General features: G+C 71.5%; 21 protein-coding genes. 8 read left to right on the top strand and 13 right to left on the bottom strand.

Annotation, left to right across the window (positions count from 1 at the left end; genetic code table 11):
* Nucleotides 1-48 precede the first annotated feature (48 nt).
* Nucleotides 49-939, bottom strand: coding sequence for an LLM class F420-dependent oxidoreductase (locus tag ACGFZA_RS14085; RefSeq protein ID WP_393679062.1), 891 nt, complete (start codon nt 937-939; stop codon nt 49-51).
* 107 nt (nt 940-1,046) lie between these two features.
* Nucleotides 1,047-1,700, bottom strand: a complete 654-nt coding sequence (locus tag ACGFZA_RS14080; protein ID WP_385272048.1) for a class I SAM-dependent methyltransferase — start codon at nt 1,698-1,700, stop codon at nt 1,047-1,049.
* 337 nt (nt 1,701-2,037) lie between these two features.
* On the opposite strand from ACGFZA_RS14080, the gene ACGFZA_RS14075 reads away from it, so the two are divergent.
* On the top strand, nt 2,038-2,208 hold the full coding sequence (locus ACGFZA_RS14075; RefSeq protein WP_326734156.1) for a hydrophobic protein: 171 nt from the start codon (nt 2,038-2,040) through the stop codon (nt 2,206-2,208).
* Nucleotides 2,209-2,446: 238 nt separating this feature from the next.
* On the opposite strand, the gene ACGFZA_RS14070 is transcribed toward ACGFZA_RS14075, so the two are convergent.
* Nucleotides 2,447-2,935 (bottom strand): flavin reductase family protein, encoded by a 489-nt coding sequence (locus ACGFZA_RS14070; RefSeq protein WP_393679061.1) that lies wholly within the window; start codon nt 2,933-2,935, stop codon nt 2,447-2,449.
* Between the two features lie 532 nt (nt 2,936-3,467).
* Between ACGFZA_RS14070 and ACGFZA_RS14065 the strand changes: the two genes are divergently transcribed.
* Nucleotides 3,468-4,991 carry a catalase gene (locus tag ACGFZA_RS14065; RefSeq protein ID WP_385272055.1) on the top strand — a complete coding sequence of 508 codons (1,524 nt, stop codon included), beginning with the start codon at nt 3,468-3,470 and terminating at the stop codon, nt 4,989-4,991.
* A 204-nt stretch (nt 4,992-5,195) separates the two neighbouring features.
* Nucleotides 5,196-5,633, top strand: a complete 438-nt coding sequence (locus ACGFZA_RS14060) for a glutaredoxin domain-containing protein (protein ID WP_385272058.1) — start codon at nt 5,196-5,198, stop codon at nt 5,631-5,633.
* A 50-nt stretch (nt 5,634-5,683) separates the two neighbouring features.
* Here the strand turns inward: ACGFZA_RS14060 and ACGFZA_RS14055 are convergent, their stop codons facing one another.
* Nucleotides 5,684-6,238 carry a TetR/AcrR family transcriptional regulator gene (locus ACGFZA_RS14055; protein ID WP_385272060.1) on the bottom strand — a complete coding sequence of 185 codons (555 nt, stop codon included), beginning with the start codon at nt 6,236-6,238 and terminating at the stop codon, nt 5,684-5,686.
* Between the two features lie 91 nt (nt 6,239-6,329).
* Between ACGFZA_RS14055 and ACGFZA_RS14050 the strand changes: the two genes are divergently transcribed.
* The gene (locus ACGFZA_RS14050; RefSeq protein ID WP_393679060.1) at nt 6,330-7,379 is read left to right on the top strand and encodes a zinc-binding dehydrogenase; all 1,050 of its coding nucleotides are present in this window, start codon (nt 6,330-6,332) and stop codon (nt 7,377-7,379) included.
* Between the two features lie 83 nt (nt 7,380-7,462).
* Here ACGFZA_RS14050 and ACGFZA_RS14045 read toward each other — a convergent pair whose 3' ends face one another.
* The 3 genes from ACGFZA_RS14045 to ACGFZA_RS14035 all read right to left on the bottom strand — a co-directional run bounded on the left by ACGFZA_RS14045 (nt 7,463) and on the right by ACGFZA_RS14035 (nt 10,652).
* Nucleotides 7,463-8,467: a HEAT repeat domain-containing protein gene (locus ACGFZA_RS14045; protein WP_393679059.1), complete on the bottom strand. Its 1,005-nt coding sequence runs from the start codon at nt 8,465-8,467 to the stop codon at nt 7,463-7,465.
* Nucleotides 8,468-8,470: 3 nt separating this feature from the next.
* Nucleotides 8,471-9,142, bottom strand: coding sequence for a HEAT repeat domain-containing protein (locus ACGFZA_RS14040; protein WP_393679058.1), 672 nt, complete (start codon nt 9,140-9,142; stop codon nt 8,471-8,473).
* Between the two features lie 115 nt (nt 9,143-9,257).
* Nucleotides 9,258-10,652 (bottom strand): hypothetical protein, encoded by a 1,395-nt coding sequence (locus tag ACGFZA_RS14035; protein WP_393679057.1) that lies wholly within the window; start codon nt 10,650-10,652, stop codon nt 9,258-9,260.
* A 203-nt stretch (nt 10,653-10,855) separates the two neighbouring features.
* Here ACGFZA_RS14035 and ACGFZA_RS14030 point away from each other — a divergent pair, with 203 nt between their 5' ends.
* On the top strand, nt 10,856-12,166 hold the full coding sequence (locus ACGFZA_RS14030; RefSeq protein ID WP_385272075.1) for a molybdopterin-dependent oxidoreductase: 1,311 nt from the start codon (nt 10,856-10,858) through the stop codon (nt 12,164-12,166).
* Nucleotides 12,167-12,491: 325 nt separating this feature from the next.
* Here ACGFZA_RS14030 and ACGFZA_RS14025 read toward each other — a convergent pair whose 3' ends face one another.
* The 3 genes from ACGFZA_RS14025 to ACGFZA_RS14015 are packed head-to-tail and all read right to left on the bottom strand — an operon-like array spanning nt 12,492 to nt 14,676.
* Nucleotides 12,492-13,301, bottom strand: coding sequence for a class I SAM-dependent methyltransferase (locus ACGFZA_RS14025; RefSeq protein WP_393679056.1), 810 nt, complete (start codon nt 13,299-13,301; stop codon nt 12,492-12,494).
* Nucleotides 13,298-13,975: a DUF2064 domain-containing protein gene (locus tag ACGFZA_RS14020; protein WP_385272081.1), complete on the bottom strand. Its 678-nt coding sequence runs from the start codon at nt 13,973-13,975 to the stop codon at nt 13,298-13,300. The genes ACGFZA_RS14025 and ACGFZA_RS14020 overlap by 4 nt, the downstream gene beginning before the upstream one ends.
* Nucleotides 13,972-14,676, bottom strand: a complete 705-nt coding sequence (locus tag ACGFZA_RS14015; RefSeq protein WP_393679055.1) for a glycosyltransferase family 2 protein — start codon at nt 14,674-14,676, stop codon at nt 13,972-13,974. Before ACGFZA_RS14015 ends, ACGFZA_RS14020 begins: the two co-directional genes overlap by 4 nt.
* A gap of 192 nt (nt 14,677-14,868) precedes the next feature.
* Between ACGFZA_RS14015 and ACGFZA_RS14010 the strand changes: the two genes are divergently transcribed.
* A complete protein-coding gene (locus ACGFZA_RS14010; RefSeq protein ID WP_385272087.1) occupies nt 14,869-15,633 on the top strand; it encodes a response regulator transcription factor in 765 nt (254 codons plus the stop codon).
* Entirely contained in the window at nt 15,630-16,736 is a 1,107-nt protein-coding gene (locus ACGFZA_RS14005) for a sensor histidine kinase (RefSeq protein WP_385272090.1), read from the top strand. The genes ACGFZA_RS14010 and ACGFZA_RS14005 overlap by 4 nt, the downstream gene beginning before the upstream one ends.
* A 3-nt stretch (nt 16,737-16,739) precedes the next feature.
* Here ACGFZA_RS14005 and ACGFZA_RS14000 read toward each other — a convergent pair whose 3' ends face one another.
* Nucleotides 16,740-17,822, bottom strand: coding sequence for an NAD-dependent epimerase/dehydratase family protein (locus tag ACGFZA_RS14000; RefSeq protein WP_393679054.1), 1,083 nt, complete (start codon nt 17,820-17,822; stop codon nt 16,740-16,742).
* Nucleotides 17,823-18,098: 276 nt separating this feature from the next.
* Between ACGFZA_RS14000 and ACGFZA_RS13995 the strand changes: the two genes are divergently transcribed.
* Entirely contained in the window at nt 18,099-20,027 is a 1,929-nt protein-coding gene (locus tag ACGFZA_RS13995) for a rhamnogalacturonan lyase (protein WP_393679053.1), read from the top strand.
* Nucleotides 20,028-20,205: 178 nt separating this feature from the next.
* Here ACGFZA_RS13995 and ACGFZA_RS13990 read toward each other — a convergent pair whose 3' ends face one another.
* Nucleotides 20,206-21,111 (bottom strand): NAD-dependent protein deacetylase, encoded by a 906-nt coding sequence (locus ACGFZA_RS13990; protein WP_385272098.1) that lies wholly within the window; start codon nt 21,109-21,111, stop codon nt 20,206-20,208.
* 197 nt (nt 21,112-21,308) lie between these two features.
* Nucleotides 21,309-21,572, bottom strand: coding sequence for a hypothetical protein (locus ACGFZA_RS13985; RefSeq protein WP_393679052.1), 264 nt, complete (start codon nt 21,570-21,572; stop codon nt 21,309-21,311).
* Nucleotides 21,573-21,684 lie beyond the last annotated feature (112 nt).

Raw genomic sequence — 21,684 nt, 5'->3', positions numbered from 1 at the left:
CGGCCGCGACGACACCCAAGGCCGGCAGTCCTTCTGAGGGGTCGTTCGCTACAACTCGTCGCCGAAGGCCTCGGCCAGCGCCCGCCATTCGGCCCGCGGCAGGCCCGCGCTGCCCTCCTCGGCCGTGATCACCTGAAGTGCGACGTGGTCGGCGCCTGCGTCGAGGTACTGCCGGGTCCGGTCCTTCACCTTCTCGGCGTCGCCCAGGGCGAAGAGGGAGTCGAGGAGACGCGTGCTTCCGCCGCCCTCGAAGTCGCTCTCCGTGAATCCCAGGCGCAGCAGGTTGTCGGTGTAGTTGGGCAGGCCGAGGTACCTCGCCAGCATGCCTCGCGCGGTGGAGCGGGCCCGGTCGAGATCGGTGTCGAGTACGACGGACAGTTCCGGGGCGAGCAGCGCGTCGGGGCCGAGTGCCTCGCGGGCTTCCGCGGTGTGCTCGGCGGTGACGAGATAGGGGTGGGCGCCGAGCGTGCGGTCGGCCGCGAGCCTCAGCATCTTGGGGCCGAGTGCCGCCAGAACCCGATGGCCCGCGCCCACGGGCGGGGTGGCGGAATCCAGTGCGTCGAGGTAGGCGACCATCGCGCTGTACGGCTTCGCGTACTGCGGCACCATCGGGCCGTGGCTGACCCCCAGGCCGAGGACGAACCGGTCGCGGGCGGACGCGTCGAGCGTCGCGATCCGGGCTGCCACCTCCGCCGCGGTGTGGTCCCAGATGCTGAGGATGCCCGTGGCTACCGTGATCGTACGGGTGGCGGCGACGACGGCGGCCGCGTCGTCGGCCGAGGGGCTGCCCCCGATCCAGAGCGTGCCGTATCCCAGCTCGTCGAGCTCGGCGACCGCCTCCGCGATCGCCGCTTTCCCCGCGTCGTCCGCCCGGGACCGGTGCAGGGCACCGCTCCAGATGCCGATCTGTCCGTACGCCTCACGTGTCTTGGAAGTCATACGGTGATCAACAGCGACGCATGCCCGCTATTCCCCGCACGTCACGCTGTACGCGGTGCGGGTCGACGGGGCCTGTGAAGGTGCGATCAGGCGTCGGGGCGGAGAGCTCATGCCCGGGCCTTGCGGGCGATCAGCTGAATCTCGCGGAACTGGCGCTGATCGGTGGGCTGGGGCTCGCGGACCATCCGGCCCACCTCGGCCAGTCCGCACGTGCGCAGCATCGCGGCGAGGTGGTCGGGCCACCAGCGGTAGGCGGGCGCGACGGTGTGATCGAAGACCTGCGACGGGTGAGACGCATCGTCACTCGCCGAGAAGCCGATCAGGAGATGGCCGCCCGGTGCCAGCACCCGATGGAACTCCGCCAGGATGAGGGGGAGTTCCATCGGCGGAGTATGGATGACGGACCAGCGTGAGAGCACGCCGCCCAACGCGCCGTCAGCGATGTCCAGCGCGGACATCGAACCCACGTCGAACCGCAGGCCGGGATGGGCCTGGCGAGCCAGCTCGATCATCGCGGGGGAGGCGTCGACACCGAAAGCCGTCAGATTCAACGTGTCCAGATGGGCGGTGATATGACCAGGTCCGCACCCGAGGTCCGCGACGTGGCCGCCCCCGCTCGCACGGACGAGGCCGGCGAAGGCGTCCAGGATCGCACGGTCCAGGGGCCGGTCGTGCAGCGTGTCGCGGAACAGCTGTGCGTAGGTGAGGGCAACTGCGTCGTAAGCCTCGCGCGTGGCGCTGAGGGCATCGTGTTCGACCATGCCCGCGAGCGTAGTTCCTGACCCCCGGAGGCGGAGCGGAGTGAAGTGCGGTGTTCTGGGCGCTCTTTCGGCCCGGCCCGTGGTGGAGCCCGGGAGGCCGCCGGTCCGGGGCACAGGGGCTGATGACACGGCGGAGTCCAGTCGCTTCGCGTGACACGGCATGCCTCGAACGAGTCGACGCACGGTCGGGGGCCGTGCGGAGTTCCGAGGCTGAGGCCGGAGCCGAAGGTGACGTCCGAGCGGAGTCTATTTCCCGCAATTCCTGGGGAGAAACACTGTATTTCGAGTGCATGATCGAGGGTGGCCAGGGCACTCGATGCTCTGGAGGTTGATAACTATGGTTCCCCTGCTTCTCGTTCTTCTGCTCGCTCTCGTGCTGTTCGGTGCGGGATTCGCTCTGAAGGCCTTGTGGATCGTGGCAGTGATCGTGCTGGCTGTATGGCTGCTCGGCTTCGTCATGCGTTCCGCCGGAGTGGGCGGCCGCCGTGGTCGCTGGTACCGCTGGTAGGCGGCAGTGACCGTTCAGTCGTGAGAAGTGCGGGGTGCCCCCGACATTCGGTCGGGGGCACCCCGCATTTCGGCGTCCGGGGGCACTCTTGTGTCCGACCCGGCCTGCGGGGGGATGCGGTACGGGATATCCGGGATCGACGCCGGGAGGCCCGTACGGGAATTCCGTGGAGAAACGGATGCGCTGTTGCCCGGTCCGGTCCGTATTCCCTCGGGGCGGGCGAATGCGAAGTCTCCGGTCAGCTCACCGGGTGTCCCGGTGTGATGTCGAGGCCATCGGTCAGGGACAGCAGGCGGAAGCCGTCGTCCGCGGGGTGTTCCGCCGCCTCGGGGGCGAGCAGGAACCCGACGTGGTCGCCGCCCTCGACGCGGTTCTCGACGAGGCCGACGAACCAGGCGGGTGCCTCGTCCAGGACCGGAGCGCCGCCCGGGCCCGGGTGCCATGCCGTCCGGGCGAACTTGTCGGTCCTGTCACCGGTCATGCCGCCGAAGAGGCGGGCCAGATGACCCTGGTCATGGCGGAGCAGATGCACCGCGAGCCGCTCGGCGCGGGCGGCGACGCGGTAGGTCCGGTTGGCCTTCGAGAGCCACACGACGAACCGGGCGGGCCGGATCGAGCACTGCGACGCGAAGCCGACCAGGCAGCCGGCCCGTTCGTCGTCGGCCGCCGCGGTGACGACGTACAGCGGCGCATCGAGAGCATCGGTGAACGGATCGAAGGCGGTCACGGTTCTGGGCTCCTTGTCCACGGGCTCGGATCGGTGTGGCGTTCAAGGCTGCGACGGACGTACGGCTCAAGCCGCCCGTTCTACGCGGCACGGCCCGTGGGTTCGCCGGTCGGGACCGGTTCCCGGCCCTATCTCGCCCGAACGGCGGACGGGTGCGGTGGGAAGCGGCCGGAGCAGGGGGAGCCGTCCCGGACGGTCGCCGTCCTTCCCCGGTCCCGGCGTGCCCGCGGCGCCGCCCTTGGGGGCCCGGCCTCCCGGCGTCCCCTCCCTGCCCGCCCCACGGTCGGACGACTCCCTGCCCGCCCCACGGTCGGACGACGGCCGGGTGGCGAGGAGCAGGCCGCCCGATTCGGGACAGGTGGGCTGCACGGGCGCCGCGCCTTGAGTGGAGGAGTCGGGCAGAATGACGAAATATTCCTTTCACCCAGGTTTGGCACTGTCCGATCCGGGCTAATCGAGCTAGCGCGACGCCGTTCCGCTCGTGTGGCGTGACGGGTTACGTACGTACAGCGACAAGATGGAGGGCAGCCTGATGACCGACGCCTCGCATGAGCCGACCACCACCGATTCCGGGGCGCCGGTGGAGAGCGACGAACACTCGCTCACCGTCGGGCCGGGCGGCCCGATCCTTCTGCAGGACGCCTACCTGATTGAGCAGATGGCGCAGTTCAACCGCGAACGGATCCCTGAACGCCAGCCCCACGCCAAGGGCAGCGGAGCCTTCGGGCACTTCGAGGTCACCAATGACGTCAGTGCGTTCACCAAGGCGGCGGTGTTCCAGCCGGGGGCCAGGACCGAGCTGGTGACCCGGTTCTCCACGGTCGCGGGCGAGCGTGGCAGCCCGGACACCTGGCGTGACCCCCGGGGCTTCGCGGTGAAGTTCTACACCAGCGAGGGCAACTACGACATGGTGGGTAACAACACCCCCGTGTTCTTCATCAAGGATCCGATGAAGTTCCAGCACTTCATCCGGTCCCAGAAGCGCCGCGCGGACAACAATCTGCGCGACCACGACATGCAGTGGGACTTCTGGACCCTCTCGCCCGAGACGGCCCACCAGGTCACGTGGCTGATGGGCGATCGCGGGATCCCCCGGAGCTGGCGCCACATGAACGGCTACACCTCCCACACCTACATGTGGATCAACGCGCAGGGCGAGCGCTTCTGGGTCAAGTACCACTTCAAGACGGACCAGGGCATCGAGTTCTTCACGCAGGACGAGGGCGACCAGATGGCCTCGGCGGACACAGATTACCACACGCGCGATCTCTTCGAGCACATCCGCGACGGCGCATTCCCGAGCTGGACCCTGCACGTACAGGTCATGCCGTACGCGGATGCCGCGGAGTACCGGTTCAACCCGTTCGACCTGACGAAGGTGTGGCCGCACAGCGACTATCCGCTGATCGAGGTCGGCCGGATGACCCTGGACCGCAACCCCACCGACAACCACGCCGAGATCGAGCAGGCGGCCTTCCAGCCGAACAACCTGGTCCCCGGCATCGGCCCCAGCCCGGACCGCATGCTGCTGGCCCGGCTGTTCGCGTACGCGGACGCCCACCGCTACCGGATCGGCGCCAACTACCAGCAGCTGCCCGTCAACGCGCCCGTCGTCCCCGTGAACACGTACTCCAAGGACGGGGCGATGGCGTACCGCAAGACGACCGATCCCGTCTACGCGCCGAACTCCAAGGGCGGGCCCGCGGCCGACACGGCCCGCTACGGCAGCCCGCCCAGTTGGTACGCCGACGGAGACATCACCCGGTCCGCCTACGTCTCCCACTCCGAGGACGACGACTGGGGCCAGGCCGGCACCTTGGTGCGTGAGGTCCTCGACGACGCGGCCCGCGAGCGTCTGGTGGACAACGTCGTCGGCCACCTCCTCAACGGGGTGACAGAACCCGTTCTGCGACGCGCCTTCGAGTACTGGTCCAACGTCGACAAGTCGATCGGCGAGCGGATCGAGCAAGGGGTACGCGCCAAGGCGGACGAGAAGGACCCCAAGGCGGCGGAGCAGGGCAACCCCGCACGACGGAACATGCAGGCCAAGGCCTGACAGCGGATGCGCGGAACCCCGGCGCGGTCGTCAACCGCGCCGGGGTTCCGCGTACGGAGACGGATGACCGGGTACACCGCCAGCTGATCCTGACCGGGTACGGGCCGTCCGGGACGGGCTCCGCAGGACGCTCGGCGCCCTGCGGAGCCCGTACGAGCACTCCGGTTGGAGAAGCGCTCCGGCTCATCGATAGCCTGCGTCACCATGATGCGCTCGTGGATTCAGCCGATGCTGCTCCTGCTGTGCGGCTCACTCGTCGCGGCCGGGTTGTTCGTGACGGGAAGCCCGGGAGAGGGCGCAGGGATCCTTGTGCTGTTCGCTCTGCTCGCAGGCGTGAACTCACCCCTGATCTTCCCGAGGTCGGTCGGTGCGCTGGAGGCGCAACGCCGCAGCGCGGCCGACGGGAGGCCGGTCGTCTTCTGGCGGTCGGGGTGCGCGTACTGCCTGCGGTTGCGGATCCGGCTGGGCCGCAGCGCCCGCCACATGCACTGGGTCGACATCTGGCGTGATCCGGCCGCGGCGGCGGCGGTGCGAGAAGCGTGCGACGGCAATGAGACCGTGCCGACCGTCTTCGTGGCTGGGCGGCCGCACGTCAATCCTGATGTCGCCTGGGTGCGCGAACAGATCTCCTCCCGGGAATGACCGGGTGCCGTGCGACGCCGGCGCCCACCCCCGCACCCGTCGACGACGCACTAGCGGCGGGGTGATGCGCCTCGAACCAGGTGTCGTGCCAGGTCGGTGCTCTCCGGAAGGCAGTCGAGCGCGAGGGGCTGCGTGGCGACGGCCCCCTCGTGCAGTACGAGGAGTCGGGTCGCCAGCGCCGCCGGGCGCGAGCAGCCCGCTGCGGCGGCGAGGTCTCCGAACAGGTTCAGCAGCCAGAGCTTCTGGTTCGCGGCGATGCGGTGCGCAGGATGCGAGGGGTCCGGGAGCTCGGCCAGCGCGTTGATGAAGGCGCACCCGCGGGTGTTGGTCTCGCACCAGGTCCGCAGCGCCTCGAAGGGGGCGGTGACGGCCTCGGCGGGAGTGCCGGCGGCGTCGACGGCGTCGAGGACGAGCGACCTCCAGCGCCGGTCGCGTTCCGTGAGGTAGATCGCCACCAGATGGTCCTTCGAACCGAACCGGTTGTACAGGGTTCGCTTGGTCACGCCTGAGTGCTCAGCGATCAGATCCACGCCGACCGCCGTGATTCCGCGGTTGTAGAACAACTCGTCGGCGGCCGCCACGATGCGCCGGCCGGCCGGTGTCATAGGCCGCGCTTCCTGCATGGCAGAGCCCTTCACTGATCGGTGTACGGTAGGAGATGTTCACAGATCAGTATACCTGCGAGGAGGTCAAGCGATGGGTGTGCCGGAGTCCATGCGAGCGGTGCGCATCACCAGGCACGGCGGCCCGGAGGTCCTTGAGCCGGCCAGGGTCGCCGTCCCCGCCCTGCGGGCAGGGGAGGTGCTGGTCCGGGTCGCCGCCGTAGCGCTGAACAACACCGACCTGTGGACCCGTGAGGGCGCCTACGGGCGCCCGGACGACCCGAAGGCGCTGTCGGGCTGGCGGGGCCCGATCGACTTCCCGCGTATCCAGGGCGCCGACGTGGCGGGCCGGGTCGTGGCCGTCGGGACCGGAGTGGAGGGGAGCCTCGTCGGGCGCCGCGTGGTCGTCGACCCCGCGATCTACGACACCGCAGGACCGGACGCCAACCCGGTGGGCCTGATGGGCAGCGAACGCGACGGCGGATACGCCGAGTACGTGACAGCGCCGGTGAAGCGTGTGCACGACGTGACGGAATCTCCGCTCACGGACGACCAGCTCGCGACGTTGCCGACCGCCTACGGCACTGCGCTGGGCATGATCGAGCGGGGCCGGCTGCGGAAGGGGGAGACCGCCCTGGTCTCGGGAGCGTCCGGCGGCGTCGGCATCGCGCTGGTGCAGATCGCCCGAGCGCGTGGCGCGAGGGTGATCGCCATCAGCAGTGGACCCAAGATCGGAGCGGTGCGCGAAGCCGGTGCGCACGAGGTCGTCGACCGTGCGGGAGACATCGCCGGGCAGATCCGCGCCGCCGCCCCGGAGGGCGTCGACGTCGCACTCGACGTCGTGGCCGGCGAGCTGGTGAGCGAGGGGCTTCCGCTGCTGCGCGAAGGCGGCCGGTGGGTCATCGCGGGCGCACTCGGCGGATACGGCGTGGCGTTCGATGTGCGCCGCCTCTACCTGCACAACGCCCAGGTCATCGGTTCCGCGATGCACACGCCCACGCACTTCGACCTCCTCATGGAGCTGGCTCGGCGGGCGGAGATCCAGCCCGTCATCGCAGCGGCCTTCTCACTGGACCAGGCCGCTCGGGCGCAGGAGGAACTCTCTCGCAGGGGCCACGTGGGAAAGATCGTCATGCACCCCTGAGTCTGCGCCCGGCGGGCACACGGAAGGCTCCGGGACGGGGCCCGATCCGGAGCCGTCGCAGGCAGTTGCCGCCGCGAGACGCGTCACCGTGTGTCGCGTCGCTGAAGAAGCCAGGCCGCGGTCAGGGCGACGGCACGGTCCTCGTCGTGCGACAGTTCGACGAGTGCACGTGTCGCCGTCACCCCCGGAACGGCGGCCAGCGCCTGGGTCAGCCGTCCGCGCGCAGGCGCTTTCGACGTGTTCCGGGCGAGGCGGTCGACCAGCCCGGTCGCGATCCGGTCCGCCGTCGCGGTGTCGCCCGCCAGAAGGCTCAGCGCATCGGCCGCATCGGTGTCGTTCTCCCCCTCCACGATCATGTCGAGGAGCGTCGGCACCGCGTCGGCTGTTCCACGTGAGCCGAGCGCCAGTGCCGCATACCTGCGGACCACGATGTCGGGGTGCACGAGGGCCTGTCGCAACTGTGCGGCAGCCTCCTCGCCAGGCATCTCGGCGAGGGAGCGAACGGCCCGCTCCCGCACCGCGGCGTCCGGTGACGCCAGCCCCTCCGCCAGCAGCCCCGAGCCGTCGTCGCCCGACCGGGCGAGCGCCCATCTGAGAGCTCCGGCGACGTTCGGATCCGTCTCGCTCAGTGCCGCGTCAACCAGGGCTGCCACGGGTACCGGAGTCTCGTGGACCGAGGAGAGGGCCGCGCGCTGGCGTACTCCGGCGCTCTGCGAACCCAGCGCCTGGAGGAGTGCGACGACCTGGAGGGCGTCCTCCCAGCGGGCGGGGTTCGCGGTGTCGATCCGGTGCAGCCGCGTGAGCAGTTCGGTCTCGGCATCGATGCGCTCGCGTGTCTGACGGATGAGGCCGCCGACGAGCTCCGAGGGTGTGAAGCCGGGATCGTCGAGCGCGCGCCCGATCTCACGCAGTGACAGTCCCAGCGAGCGCAGGCTCTCGATGTGGAAGATGCGCCGGATGTCCTCCCCGGAGTACTCCCGGTATCCGGAACCCGTACGACCGGAAGGCCGCACCAGGCCGAGCGACTCGTAATGCCGGAGCATGCGGGCACTGACCCCGGACCGTCGCGCCACCTCACCGATCAACACGGCCTATCGTCCCTCCTGGCCCGACCCGCCGAGTGCCACGACGCGCTTCGCCTCCTCGACCGCGAAATCGAATCCGGCGTCCGGGTCCCGCAGCATCCGCTGTGTGGCGAGCGCGTGTACGCGCACGTGCGCGTCAGCGACCTCCGTGGCCGTACGCAGAGCGGGATCGGCCGCGTCGCCCAGGGCGACCAGAGCGCGGCTGAGGCTCAGCCGCGTCTCCCGCCCGCCGCGACCGAGCTGCGTCGCCAGAGCCGCGGCCAGAGCGGACTCCTCGCCTTCCGGGACGAGCACCACCGCGGCCCGCCAGGCGCTGCGTGCCACCTCCGGGTCGGCGTCGGACAGCAGCGGCCGTGTGATCGCCGGCCAGCCCCGCCGGTCCCCGACCTTGGACAGCGTATGCAGCGCCTGGCTCCGTGCCTGCGCACGCTCCGACCCGACCTCCTGAACCAGCCGCGGAAGTGTGAGGGACACCGGGTGGCGGGTCAGCGCCCAGGTCAGCATGTCGCGGACGAAGAACTCGGGCTCGGTCGCGCACCGCTCGATGAGCGTGTCGACCGAGCGTGGGTCAGGTGTCGTGCCGAGCTCCAGCGCGGCCCGCAGTCGCACGGACGCACGGCCGTCCTCCAGCCCCTGGAGCGCTCGGCTCGTGTCCGTGTCGCGTTGTGTGATCGTCATCCGGACCACCTCCTCGGCAAGCAGTGAAAGCCCTGTCACCGTGTCAAGGTCAAGCCGGGCCCGCTGCGCGCGAGCGGGTCACCTGCCGCATTCCGGGCGTACTCCGGAGCAGAGGTCACCAACCCGTCCAGAGCAGGTGGTTGACCGCCAGCGCCACGACCGCCTGAGCGGCCAGCCAGCCCCGCCGGCCCCGTGCCGGCAGCAGCGCGGTGGCGGGCAGCAGCCAGAGGATGAAGGGCTGCCAGATCCGTTCCGTCTCCGCCTTGCTCATTCCGGACAGGTCGGCGGCCAGCAGCGCGAGAAGGGCCACGGACACGAGCAGGACCAGGCGCTGCCGCGGAGCCGTGGCCCCGGTGCGCAGGCCGAGTGCCGCGCCCGGAGCCCCGGCCGCGGTCCGGCGCAGGCCCGCGAGCGTCGCCGGGCCGACGGCGATCGCGGTGCAGGCGAGATTGGCCCAGACCCAGTAGGAGTAGGGGCGGAATCCGCCCGCCCCCTGGGAGTAGCGCTCGAGGAGCAACTGGTACGCCTCCCACCAGTTGAAGCCCGCGAGCGTGAAGGCGGCCGGCACCACCAGAGCGCCCAGAGCGACGAGGGGGAGCGGCCGGGCGGTCCGGGTGAGTACGAGGACGGCGACGAGCAGCAGGGCGATGAGCGTCAGACCGTAACTGAGGTAGCAGACCAGGCCGAACAGCAGGCCCGCACCCAGTGCGGCGGCTGCCGGGCTGCGGACCGTGCGGGTCGCGGCCAGGGTCAGCAGGGTCACGGACCAGGCGGCCACCGCGGTGAAGTAGCCGTCGGCCGAGGCGCCGGCCCACACCGCGACCGGCGCGAGGACGACGAACGGCGCTGCGCGGCGGGCGGTGTGCTCGTCCGCCACGGTACGGACGGCGACCAGGGCGGTCACCGCCGCGGTGGCGCCGGTCACGATGCACCAGACCCCGGCCCATGCGCCGCCGCCGAGCCCGATGCGGTCCAGCAGGACGAAGGTGAGGGTCGCGCCCGGAGGATGTCCGGCGACGTGGGCGGGCCAGTTGCCCGGCGGACCGATCAGGATGTGGTCGGTGAAGCCGTGCAGCGCGGCACCGATGTCGTCGAAGCGGCCGATGACCCTCAGGTACTCGTGCTTCGTGGTGAGCCGCTCGGCGAGACCGCGTCCCCAGCCGTCGATCAGCGCGAGCGAGAAGACCCAGGCGAGCGAGGCGGCGTAGCAGCTGAGAAGCAGCGTCCGCCAGCGCAGCCGGACGGCGAGTACGGGGCCGTACGCGACGACGGCCGCGGCCACGACGGGCGCGGCCGCCGTGCCGGGGCCGATGTGCGGGTACCAGGACGCGAGCAGCGGTGGCCAGTGGACGTACAGGGTGTGGTCGGCGTTCTCGATGGCGCGGCCGATGACCGCGGCGGCGGTGACCAGGACGACGCCCGCGCCGGCGGCTGCCAGGTCGCGGCGGTGTCCGGTGCGCTGTACGGGCGTCGGCTCGGTGATGTGCTCGGTGCGGTCCTCGGTCTTCACGCTGGCACCGTACGCACGGTGTGGCCGCCGTGACGCGTGTCGACGGGGCGCGTCACCGAACCGTCAGATTTCGGGCCCGCCCCGTCGGACGGGTGGGCCGCTGGGCGGGACGTCCGGTTCCCATACCTTCCGAGGGGGGACGTCATCGTTTCGTCAGGAGTCGTGACCGCCCCGCCCCGGTGTCCCGGGCATAGCGTCAGGGCATGGGCGACAGCCGTCGGAACAGTCCGACACCTCCCGCTTTCCTCTCCCGACTCTCCTCCGGCCGTGCCGCGGCCCTGTCCGGACGTCTCCCTTCGGCGCCCGGGTTCTGGCGCAGTCCCGTACGCGGGGTCCGGTTCACCGCCGTGCTCGGCCTCGTTCTGCTCGGCGGGATCACTCTGCTCTTCGTGACGGGCCTGGTGTCGTACGCGGCCTACAACCCGGATCTGAACCCGGTGAACGACAAGACGCCGGACAAGGGGCTGCTGGGCTTCTACCTGTTCGCCTGGCCGACCGGCCCGCACTGGCTGTACCGGGTGACCCAGGGGCTCCACGTCACGGTGGGGATCGTCCTCGTCCCCGTCCTGCTGGCGAAACTGTGGTCCGTGGTTCCCCGGCTCTTCGCCCTGCCGCCGGTCCGCTCCGTCGCCCACGCGCTGGAGCGGATCTCGCTGCTCCTCCTCGTGGGCGGAGCGCTGTTCGAGTTCCTCACCGGGCTGCTCAACATCCAGCTGGAGTATCTGTTCCCGGGCTCCTTCTACCCTCTCCACTTCTACGGGGCCTGGGTGTTCTTCGCGGCATTCCTCGCCCATGCCGGTCTCCGGGTGCCGCAGGCCGTCCGTGTGCTGCGATCGGGTGGACTGAGCGAGACGGTTCCGGGGGACGGCCTGCAGTCCCCGGCTCCGGACGCGCCGACGCTGTCCCGGCGGGGTGCGCTGGCCATGGTGGGTGCGGGCTCACTGGTCCTGCTCATCACGTCGGCCGGACGGAGCTTCGACGGACCACTGAGGCGTCTGGCCCTGCTCACTCCGCACGGCGCCGCCGAGCCCGGCTCCGGCCCGAACGGCTTCCAGATCAACAAGACGGCCGCCGCGGTCGGCATCACCGCGACCGACACGGGGGAGGGATGGCTGCTCACCGTCAGCGGCCCGGCCGGAGACCTCCGGTTCACCCGGACGCAACTGCTGGCCATGAGACAGCACAGTGCCGCGCTCCCCATCGCCTGTGTGGAGGGCTGGTCCACTTCGGACCAGTGGTGGCGCGGCGTGCCGCTGAGGGATCTGGCGGCCCTCGCCGGATATCCGGACCACCCACCGGGCGTGCTGGTGGAATCGGTGCAGCGCCGCGGGGCGTTCCGCCGCGCGGCACTCCGCGACAACCAGGTGCGCGACCCGCGTTCGCTGCTGGCCCTCCAGGTCAACGGCGAGGATCTGTCACCCGATCACGGATACCCGGCGCGGATCATCGTCCCGGCGGCACCCGGTGTGCTCAACACCAAATGGGTGGCCCGGCTGACCTTTGGAGAGCTGTGAACAGCGCGGACCTGCGACCTCTTCTGCGGCGTCGGTACGGGGAAGGGCCCCTGCACCTCGTCCTGTTGGCCGCTTCCTTCGCCCTCGCGGGATACGCCGGGGTGCGGCTGCTGGCCGGGGACACGTTCGGCGTCCTCGTGTGGTTCGTCGGCGCGGCCCTCGTGCACGACCTCGTGCTCGTACCGGTCTACGCGTCGGCCGACCGGCTGCTGCGCCGGTGCTGCGGCCGGCACCCCGGCTCGGTGAACTTCGTCCGGGTGCCGGCCTTCCTCTCCGGGCTGCTGCTGCTCGTGTGGTTCCCGCTGATCACCCGGCAGACGGAACGCTACGAGCCGGCGAGCGGACTGTCTCCCGACGTGTTCCTGGGGAACTGGCTGCTGATCACGGCCGCGCTGTTCCTGCTGTCGGGGCTCTGGCTCGTGGTGCGGACGGTCCGGCCGCGTCGCAGGGAGACGAAGGAGCGGCCGTCCACGTCCCACTGATCCACGGGGTGCAGCTCCTGGGGGCGGGCGTATCTCAGCAGCGCGGGTGTGCCGAGCCGGGCCCACGGGAACGGGACTGCCGCCGCCGGCCCGGCGCCCGACGCACCTCCGTCGTCCAGTTGCACGTGGACCCGCTCGTCGATGTCGTGCGGAGCGGTCTCGGCGATCAGAAGCCCGCCCGGGGCCAGGAGGCCCGCCGTGCGGTGCAGGAGGAGACGGGGGTCGCCGCCGATGCCGACATTGCCGTCGACCAGCAGGACGGTGCCCCAGCGTCCCTCGCCCGGCAACGGGTCGAAGACCGACCGGTGCAGGGCGGAACCGCCCAGTCGCTGCGTGCGGTCGACCGCCGCCTCGCTGACGTCGACGCCCAGCGCCCGGTGGCCGCGGGCCGCCAGCGCTGCGACCAGCCGCCCGGGACCGCACCCGATGTCCAGGACGGGCCCCTCGCAACGGCGCAGCGCCGACAGATCCGCCGCATCCGCCCCCGCGCACCAGCGCTCGACGTCCAGCGGCAGCAGCCAGCCGTCCGTACGGCGGAGGAAGAGCGGCCCGCATCCGTTGCGCAGGGCGTTGGCGTACGGGTCGGTGCCCCATGAGGTGACGTCCGGGTGGGCAGGGCTCAGCACGCCGCGGTCCTGGCCCGTGCGGCTCATCGGACCGCCTCACGGGTCAGCCGGGCGAGTTCGGCGGCGAACAGACCGTGCGGTGCGAGTGCGGCGACACACGCGGCGTCGGCCGCCGTGTCCACATCCCGCAGCCGGGGGAGGTCGCGAACCGTCAAACCGGCATCGACCAGCCTGCGCCGTTGTACGGCGCCTGTCTCGGGCACGGACATCGGTACCCCGCGCAGGAGGGCGGGGTCCGGCTCCGCCAGGCCGAGGGCCCAGAATCCGCCGTCCTCGGCGGGGCCGAACCAGGCGTCACAGCCGTCCCAGGCCCCCGGTGCGAGCGCGGGTGCCAGATGGGCCGCCGTGATCTGGGGGGTGTCCATGCCGATCAGCAGGGTCGGCCCGGTGCAGGCGCCGAACGCGGCGGCGAGCCGTTCGTCGAGACCTCCCGCACCCTGTTCCACCACCTCGATGCCGGGGGGCAACCACGCGCCCGGTGCCCCGTCCAGGACGACCGTGCGCCGTGCGGCGGGCAGCCCGCGGACGGTACGCAGGGTGTCGCAGAGCGATGCCTCGGCGAGTCGTGCGGCCTCGACGGGGGAGAAGGGCGGGGTGAGCCGGGTCTTGACCCGGCCCGGCAGCGGTTCCTTCGCGATGACCAGCAGCGTCGTCGTCCCGGCCGGGGCCGGCCGGGCGACGGCGGGCTCAGCGGCGCTCATCGCGCGGCCTCCACCAGGACCGGAGGCTCACCCAGCACGGCCCGCATGTCGCGTACCGCGTGCCACGTGCCCCGCCATGTGCCGGTCACCTTCGACTTCCCCGTCCGCGCCAGGTACGGGACGTCCGTCTCGGTGACCCGCATGCCCGAGTCGGCGGCGCGCACCACCATCTGCAGTGGGTACCCACTGCGCCGGTCGGTGAGACCGAGGGCCAGCAGGTGGGTCCTGCGCGCGGCCCGCATCGGCCCCAGATCGTGCAGTCGCAGTCCCGTGCGGCGGCGCACCATCCTGGCCAGCGCCGCGTTGCCCAGCCGTGCGTGCAGCGGCCAGGCGCCGTGCCCCTCGGGGCGGCGTCGGCCGAGCAGCAGGTCGCTCTCCCCATCGGCGATCCGGCGGACGAAGCCGGTCAGCAGTCCGGGATCCAGCGAGCCGTCGCAGTCGCAGAAGCAGACGAACTCCGCCTCGGAGGCGAGCAGCCCCGCATGGCAGGCTGCGCCGAAGCCCCGCCGCGGCTCATGCACCACGGTCGCGCCGAGGGACCGGGCCAGCTCCGCCGAGCCGTCGGTGGATCCGTTGTCCACAACGATCGCGCGCCAGCCACGGGGGACCGAGGCCAGGACTCCGGGCAGCGCGGCGGCCTCGTCCAGACAGGGAAGAACGATGTCAGCACAGGGGTGGGAAGTATCCGATGGAGAGTTCACCCGGATCACCCTACGGAGCGATAACCGACAATTCGGGTACTGGATTCTTACGAAATGCGGACGTCGCCGGGCGGCGGCCCCCGGGCGTCCCCAGCACGCCTTGGCCGGTGCCAAGGTGGTGTCATGCAGACGACTCCGGACACCCCGGCGCCCGTCCCCGCCGGCGCCGCGACTCCGGCAGAGGACAGGCCCATGACAGCGCTCGACACGAACCCCGGCGCCCCCGCCCGCGGTCACGTACTCGTCGTGGACGACGATCCCACGGTCGCCGAGGTGGTCACCGGCTACCTGACCCGGGCCGGGTACGAAGTGACCCGGGCGGCGGACGGGACGGCCGCGCTGGAGCAGTACGCCGCCCGCCGCCCCGACCTGGCCGTCCTGGACCTGATGCTGCCCGGCATGGACGGCTTCGAGGTCTGCCGCCGCATGCGGGCGCACGGACCCGTGCCGGTCATCATGCTGACCGCACGCGGCGACGAGGACGACCGCATCCTCGGTCTGGAAACGGGGGCCGACGACTATGTCACCAAGCCGTTCAGCCCCCGCGAACTCGTCCTGCGCGTCGACTCCGTGCTGCGCCGCGCCAGGGCGGACGCGGCACCCTCCGGACGCCCGGCACCGGTCCGGGGCGCGGGGATCGTCCTCGACCCCGCGGCCCGCCACGCGACCTGGAAGGGCAGGCCCCTGGCCCTCACCCTGCGGGAGTTCGACCTGCTCGCCTTCTTCCTGCGCCACCCGGGCCGGGTGTTCACCAGGGAGGAGCTGATGCGCGGGGTCTGGGGGTGGGACTTCGGGGACCTGTCGACCGTGACCGTCCATGTCCGCCGTCTGCGCGGGAAGGTCGAGGCCGATCCCGCCCGCCCGGAACTGATCCGTACGGTCTGGGGCGTCGGATACCGCATGGACCTGCCCATGGACCGGGCCGCCGGCTCCGTCGGCCCCGGGACGCCGTCATGACCGACATCCTCCTCATCGCGCTCTTCGCGTTCCTGGGCGCCGCCGCTGCCGGTCTGCTCGGCGCATTCGCGCTGCGGCTGTCCCGGCACCGGTCGCTCGTCGTCTCGCTGACCGTCGTGGCCGCCGTGGCCGTCACCGCGATGCTCGCCGGGACACTGGCCGTCGCCTGGGCGATGTTCCTGTCGCCGCACGACCTCACCGTGGTCACCACCGTCGTCGCCATGGCCGCCGTCGTCTCGCTCGCCACCGCGATGCTGCTCGGCCGATGGGTGGCGGCGAGGAGCCGCGATCTGACCCTCGCCGCCCGCTCCTTCGGCGACGGCGGCACCTTCGCGGCGCCCCCCACCCCGGCCACCGCCGAACTCGCCGCGCTCACCAACGAACTGGCCGCCACGAGCGCCAAGCTCGACAGCTCACGCGCACGGGAGCGCGCGCTGGAGACCTCGCGGCGTGAACTCGTCGCCTGGATCTCGCACGACCTGCGCACCCCGCTCGCCGGACTGCGGGCCATGTCCGAGGCGCTGGAGGACGGCATGGCGGTCGACTCGCCGCGCTACCTGAGGCAGATACGCACCGAGGTGGAGCGGATGAACGACATGGTCGGCGACCTCTTCGAACTCTCCCGCATCCACGCAGGGTCGCTCACCCTCAGCCCCACCCGGATCTCCGTCTACGACCTGGTGGGCGACGCGCTCGCCGGCGCCGACCCGCTGGCCCGCGAGCACGGCGTACGGCTGGTCGGCGACCGGGTCGAGGCGGTGCCCGTGGAGGTCGACGGCAAGGAGATGAGCCGGGTCCTGGGCAACCTCCTGATCAACGCGATCCGCCGCACCCCCGCCGACGGCACCGTGGCGGTGGCCGCACACCGTACGGCCGGCGGGGTCGTCCTCTCGGTCACGGACGGCTGCGGCGGCATCCCGGAGGAGGATCTTCCCCGGGTCTTCGACACCGGATGGCGCGGCACTCACGCCCGCACGCCCCCGGCCGGGGCGGGCCTCGGCCTCGCCATCGTGCGGGGGATCGTCGAGGCGCACTCCGGCCGGGCCGAGGTCCGCAACGTCACCGGCGGCTGCTGCTTCGAGGTGATCCTGCCGTCGGCGTGAGCCTCAGACGGACAGACCCGCGGCCGTCTCCCGCAGCGGTGCCACCGCGAACTGCGCCATGCCCTCGGCGAATCCCACCTCCGGCTTCCAGCCCAGTTCCTCGCGCAGCCGACGCGAGTCCGCCGTGACATGGCGTACGTCCCCGAGCCGGTACTCACCCGTGACCACCGGTGCCGGCCCCCCGTGGGCCGAGGCCAGAGCCGCGGCCATCTCGCCGATGGTGTGCGGCCGGCCGCTGCCGGTGTTGTACGCGGCGAAGGTCCCCGGACCGCGTGCGGCGACCGCCTCCAGCGCCACGGCGTTCGCGGCGGCCACGTCCCGTACATGGATGAAGTCGCGGCGCTGGCCGCCGTCCTCGAAGACCCGGGGGGACTCCCCGCGGGCCAGGGCCGAACGGAAGAAGGAGGCGACACCCGCGTACGGGGTGTCGCGTGGCATCCCGGGCCCGTACACGTTGTGGTAGCGCAGCGACACCGCGCGGCCGCCCGACGCGCGGGCCCAGGACGCGGCCAGGTGTTCCTGGGCGAGTTTGGTCGCGGCGTACACATTGCGCGGGTCGGCCGGCGCGTCCTCCGTGACCAGCCCGGGCTCCAGCTCGGCACCGCAGTCCGGACAGCGAGGCTCGAAGCGGCCCCCCGCCAGGTCGGCCTCCGCGCGCGGGCCGGGCCGGACCGCGCCATGACGGGGACACGCGTAGCGGCCCTCCCCGTAGACCACCATCGATCCGGCGAGCACCAGACTCCGGACCCCTGCCGCCGCCATGGCGGCCAGCAGCACGGCCGTTCCCAGGTCGTTGCATCCCACATACGCGGGGGCGTCCGCGAAGTCCTTCCCCAGGCCGACCATCGCCGCCTGGTGACACACCACGTCGACGCCCCTCAGCGCACCGTCCACGGCCTCGCGGTCACGCACGTCGGCGATGATCGTCCGCCCGTCGGTGCCGACGCCGGCGCGCAGGGCCGAGGCGTCGCCGTGCGCCGAGGGGAGCAGGGCATCGAGCACCACCGCCTCGTGCCCGGCCGACACGAGGGTCCGGACGATCTCCGACCCGATGAACCCGGCTCCGCCGGTAACCAGTACACGCATGGGCCCCACGTTAGGGCGCGGGGACACGAGCCGTGCGCTTCCACGACGGCATGTCACGGGACCGTAAGAGTGCGCCGGAGCGCCGTCCGGTGACCCTGCGCGCAGCGGCGTCGAAGGGCTTCGCGCGCGCCACCGGCTCCACACCGGGATGCTGGGCCGCGGCCTTCGCGAGGACCCACGGCCGGTGACCGCCGTCACCGTGGTTCCCCACGCGGCAACCTTCCGGGCGGCCGCGGCGACAGGTTGGTGTCCCCGCCCCCCGACTGTGAGGTACCGATGTCCCCAGCTCCTCGTCCATCGCGCCGACGCCGCAGCGGTGTACTCCTGACGACGGCCCTCGTCACGGTTCTCGTGGGCACGGGCGGAACACTGGCGGCGAACCGGCCCGCGGACGCCGCCCCCGCTCCGTCCACTCCCGTCAACAGCGCCACGAAGGCGCTGTCCGCCGCCCGGATCGCCGAGCGGCTGGACCGCGGCCTGGTGGCGGTACCCGCCGACGGAGGAACGCTCGTCACCTGGCGGATGTTCGGCGACGATCCCGAGGACGTGTCCTTCCGGCTCTACCGGGGCGGCGCACTGATCGACGAGACGCTGAAGACGAACTACCTGGACAGCGGAGGCGACGCGTCGTCGACGTACGAGATCCGCGCCGTGGTGAACGGCACGGAACAGCCGGGTGAGAAGGCGGGCGTGTGGGGCTCCGGGCGCCTCGACATCCCCTTGCAGAAGCCCGCAGGCGGCTCCACGCGCGACGGCGTGGCCTACACCTACTCGGCCAATGACACCTCGGTGGGAGATCTGGACGGCGACGGCCAGTACGAGCTGGTCGTCAAGTGGGTGCCGTCGAACGCGACGGACGTCGCCAACTCCGGCACCTGCACGGGGCCGACGCTCTTCGACGCGTACGAACTGAGCGGCCGGCGGCTCTGGCGCGTCGACCTCGGCACCAACGTCCGCAGCGGCAGCCACTACGACTCGTTCCAGGTGTTCGACTACGACCGCGACGGCAGGGCGGAGATGGCGGTCCGGACCTCCGACGGGTCGAAGGACGCGGCCGGCACCGTCATCGGTGACGGGAACGCCTCGCACCTCGCAGACAACTGCGCGGTCATCAGCGGCGCCGAGTACCTGTCAGTGTTCGACGGCGAGAGCGGCAAGGTGATGGACTCCGTGCCCTTCGAGCCCGCCCGCGGCTCCGCGGCCGACTGGGGTGACACCTGGGGAAACCGCGAAGGGCGGCTGCTCTCCGCCACCGCCTACCTCGACGGTACGAAGCCCAGCATGGTCTTCACCCGCGGCATCTACGAGCGCACCGCGCTGGCCGCGTACGACTGGAACGGCTCGGAACTGACCCGGCGCTGGAAGTTCGACAGCAACAGCTCGACGAACTACGGGAAGGGTTACGACCAGCAGGGCAACCACAACCTCGCGGTCGCCGACGTCGACGGTGACGGCAGGGACGAGATCATGTACGGCGCGATGGCCGTCGACGACAACGGCTCGGGTCTGTGGACCACGAAGCTGGGCCACGGTGACGCCCTGCACGTCGGGGACCTGGATCCGGCACGCCCCGGCCTGGAGTCCTTCAACGTGCACGAGCACACGGACTCCGCGTACGGCTTCGAGATGCACGACGCGAAGACGGGCCAGGTCCTGTGGGGCCGGAAGACCGGCACGGATGTCGGGCGCGGTATCTGCGCGGACCTGACGCGGCAGTACGCCGGCGCCGAGTGCTGGTCGAGCGGCGGCGGCCTGTACACGGCAAAGGGCACGGAGATCAGCGGCAGTGTTCCGGCGTTCGGCGGCGGCGCCTCGTACAACTCCGCGATCTGGTGGGACGGTGACGCGAACCGCGAGCTGCTCGATCACCGCTGGTCGGGTTCGGCGGGAGTCGGCTACGGACAGGTCCTGAAGTACGACGGCGACAGTGAACTGACCCGCATCTGGTACGACCAGGACGCGAAGTCGGACAACTGGACCAAGGGCAACCCGGCGCTCTCCGCCGATCTGCTCGGCGACTGGCGCGAGGAGATGATCTGGCGGAACGCCGACTCCACGGCGCTGCGGCTCTACAGCACCCCGCATCCGACGGAGTACCGGCTGCCGACGTTGATGCACGACCCGGTGTACCGCCTGGGGGCGGCCTGGCAGAACACCGGCTACAACCAGCCGCCGCAGGTGAGCTACTACCTCGGGACGAAGTAGAGCGGCACGGGCCGTCCCGGTGGGCGAGAGGGCCACAGCCGTGTACGCCTGAGCCCGCTCTCCGCCACGCCCTCGCCGGACGCCGTGTCACCGGCACCCGGATGATGCACCGGGTGCCGGGTGCCGGGTGCCGGGAGACGCGTGGCGCTCCTGGCGACGCCCGGAGCACCCCACCCGTCTACGCGGGCTCGGCCGCCTCGTCGTCGTCGAGGACGCCGAGGCGGCCTGCCACGGTGGTGAGAGCCGCCCCCAGCGGGAGCGCGATACGGGTGACGGCGTGCCGGTCGCCCCGGGTCAGGTCCCTGTTGACGATCAGCACCGCCTTTCCGGCCTGGGCCGCCTGGCGGACGAACCGGAGCCCGGACATCACCGTCAGCGAGGAGCCGAGGACCAGCAGCGAGGCCGCTTCCTGGACCAGCTCGCGGCAGTGCTCGACCCGGGGCGGGGGCACGGCTTCGCCGAAGAACACCACGTCCGGTTTGAGGACGCCGTCGCAGACGCTGCAGGGCACCACGCGGAAGTCCCCGACCTGCTCGTCGGTGAGATCGGCGTCGCCGTCCGGATTGATCGTGGCGGCCACCGGATCGAAGCCCGAATTCGCCTCCTCCAGCCGTCGGGCGAGTGCGCGGCGCGAGCTGAACGTGTTGCAGGAGAGACAGACGACCCGGTCCAGGCTGCCGTGGAGTTCCACGACGTCCTGGCTGCCGGCGGCCTGGTGCAGACCGTCGACGTTCTGGGTGATCACACCCGCGAGCAGGCCGTGCCGTTCGAACGCGGCCACGGCCCGGTGCCCGGCGTTGGGGCGGGCGCGGCCGAACGTACGCCAGCCGAGGTGGCTGCGTGCCCAGTACCTGCGACGGGCCTGGGCGCTGCCGGTGAAGTCCTGGTACGTCATCGGAGTGTGCCGGCTCAGGCTCCCGCCCTCGCCGCGGTAGTCGGGGATGCCCGACTCCGTGGAGATACCGGCCCCGCTGAGCACCAGCACACCGCCGGTGCTCAGCGCGTCGGCGACCGGCGCCAGGTCGGTGGTGGCGGGGGGCATGTCTTCGGTGGGGGACCAGCTCAGGGTGGGGCGCATGCGCATGTCTCCAGGGTACGGAACACGGCGGCCCTCACCTGCTCGCGCCGTCGACGGCCCGCTCCGGCTGAGCGGGGGAACCGGCAGGGAAGGGACGTGGCGCCCGGCGGACCTCCACCGGCCGGGAGCATCGGCGCGCTCCCCGGGAGGACTTCCGAGGGCAGGGGCCCGTCCGCCGGACGGGTGCCCCGCGCGGCCGGACGTCAGTTCCGGCTGCTCTCGATGGCCGGGATGAGCAGTCGGAGCAGCTTCGTGCCGATGTCGCCCTGTTCGTATCTCGGGTAGTCCCCGTCGCGCGCCGGGATCACCTCCAGGTGATAGGACCGGTCACCTGTGGTGAAAGCGAATCCCATGGGCTTGTGGTCGTCCGCCGGATAGACGGCGAAGGAGTCTCCTGAGCCGATGTTCTGGGGGACGAGACGTACGCCGGGTGCCTTGATTCCCGCACGGTAGTCTTCGCTGCTCACTTCTCCGACGCTCGCGTAGGAGCTCCGGCTGCCCCACGTGCAGCCCCATGGACGTCTCCCGTCAACGGCATCGGGCCGCGTGCCGGTGAAGGAGTCCGTTGCGCCGAAAGCC

It is taken from the genome of Streptomyces sp. NPDC048211 (assembly GCF_043202315.1).
Classification (GTDB): Bacteria; Actinomycetota; Actinomycetes; order Streptomycetales; family Streptomycetaceae; genus Streptomyces.
Note: the sequence above shows the minus strand (reverse complement) of the source record. Positions and strands in the feature narration are given on the sequence as shown.

Excerpts from the sequence above, each read along its gene's own strand:
- ACGFZA_RS14010 (WP_385272087.1), top strand. The coding sequence starts at position 14,869 with ATGACAGCGCTCGACACGAACCCCGGCGCCCCCGCCCGCGGTCACGTA.
- ACGFZA_RS14050 (WP_393679060.1), top strand. The coding sequence starts at position 6,330 with ATGGGTGTGCCGGAGTCCATGCGAGCGGTGCGCATCACCAGGCACGGC.
- ACGFZA_RS14020 (WP_385272081.1), bottom strand. The coding sequence starts at position 13,975 with ATGAGCGCCGCTGAGCCCGCCGTCGCCCGGCCGGCCCCGGCCGGGACG.
- ACGFZA_RS14055 (WP_385272060.1), bottom strand. The coding sequence starts at position 6,238 with ATGACACCGGCCGGCCGGCGCATCGTGGCGGCCGCCGACGAGTTGTTC.
- ACGFZA_RS13995 (WP_393679053.1), top strand. The coding sequence starts at position 18,099 with ATGTCCCCAGCTCCTCGTCCATCGCGCCGACGCCGCAGCGGTGTACTC.
- ACGFZA_RS14040 (WP_393679058.1), bottom strand. The coding sequence starts at position 9,142 with ATGACGATCACACAACGCGACACGGACACGAGCCGAGCGCTCCAGGGG.
- ACGFZA_RS13990 (WP_385272098.1), bottom strand. The coding sequence starts at position 21,111 with ATGCGCATGCGCCCCACCCTGAGCTGGTCCCCCACCGAAGACATGCCC.
- ACGFZA_RS14060 (WP_385272058.1), top strand. The coding sequence starts at position 5,196 with ATGATGCGCTCGTGGATTCAGCCGATGCTGCTCCTGCTGTGCGGCTCA.
- ACGFZA_RS14085 (WP_393679062.1), bottom strand. The coding sequence starts at position 939 with ATGACTTCCAAGACACGTGAGGCGTACGGACAGATCGGCATCTGGAGC.
- ACGFZA_RS14080 (WP_385272048.1), bottom strand. The coding sequence starts at position 1,700 with ATGGTCGAACACGATGCCCTCAGCGCCACGCGCGAGGCTTACGACGCA.
- ACGFZA_RS14025 (WP_393679056.1), bottom strand. The coding sequence starts at position 13,301 with ATGAGCCGCACGGGCCAGGACCGCGGCGTGCTGAGCCCTGCCCACCCG.
- ACGFZA_RS14030 (WP_385272075.1), top strand. The coding sequence starts at position 10,856 with ATGGGCGACAGCCGTCGGAACAGTCCGACACCTCCCGCTTTCCTCTCC.
- ACGFZA_RS14065 (WP_385272055.1), top strand. The coding sequence starts at position 3,468 with ATGACCGACGCCTCGCATGAGCCGACCACCACCGATTCCGGGGCGCCG.
- ACGFZA_RS14075 (WP_326734156.1), top strand. The coding sequence starts at position 2,038 with ATGGTTCCCCTGCTTCTCGTTCTTCTGCTCGCTCTCGTGCTGTTCGGT.
- ACGFZA_RS14000 (WP_393679054.1), bottom strand. The coding sequence starts at position 17,822 with ATGCGTGTACTGGTTACCGGCGGAGCCGGGTTCATCGGGTCGGAGATC.
- ACGFZA_RS14005 (WP_385272090.1), top strand. The coding sequence starts at position 15,630 with ATGACCGACATCCTCCTCATCGCGCTCTTCGCGTTCCTGGGCGCCGCC.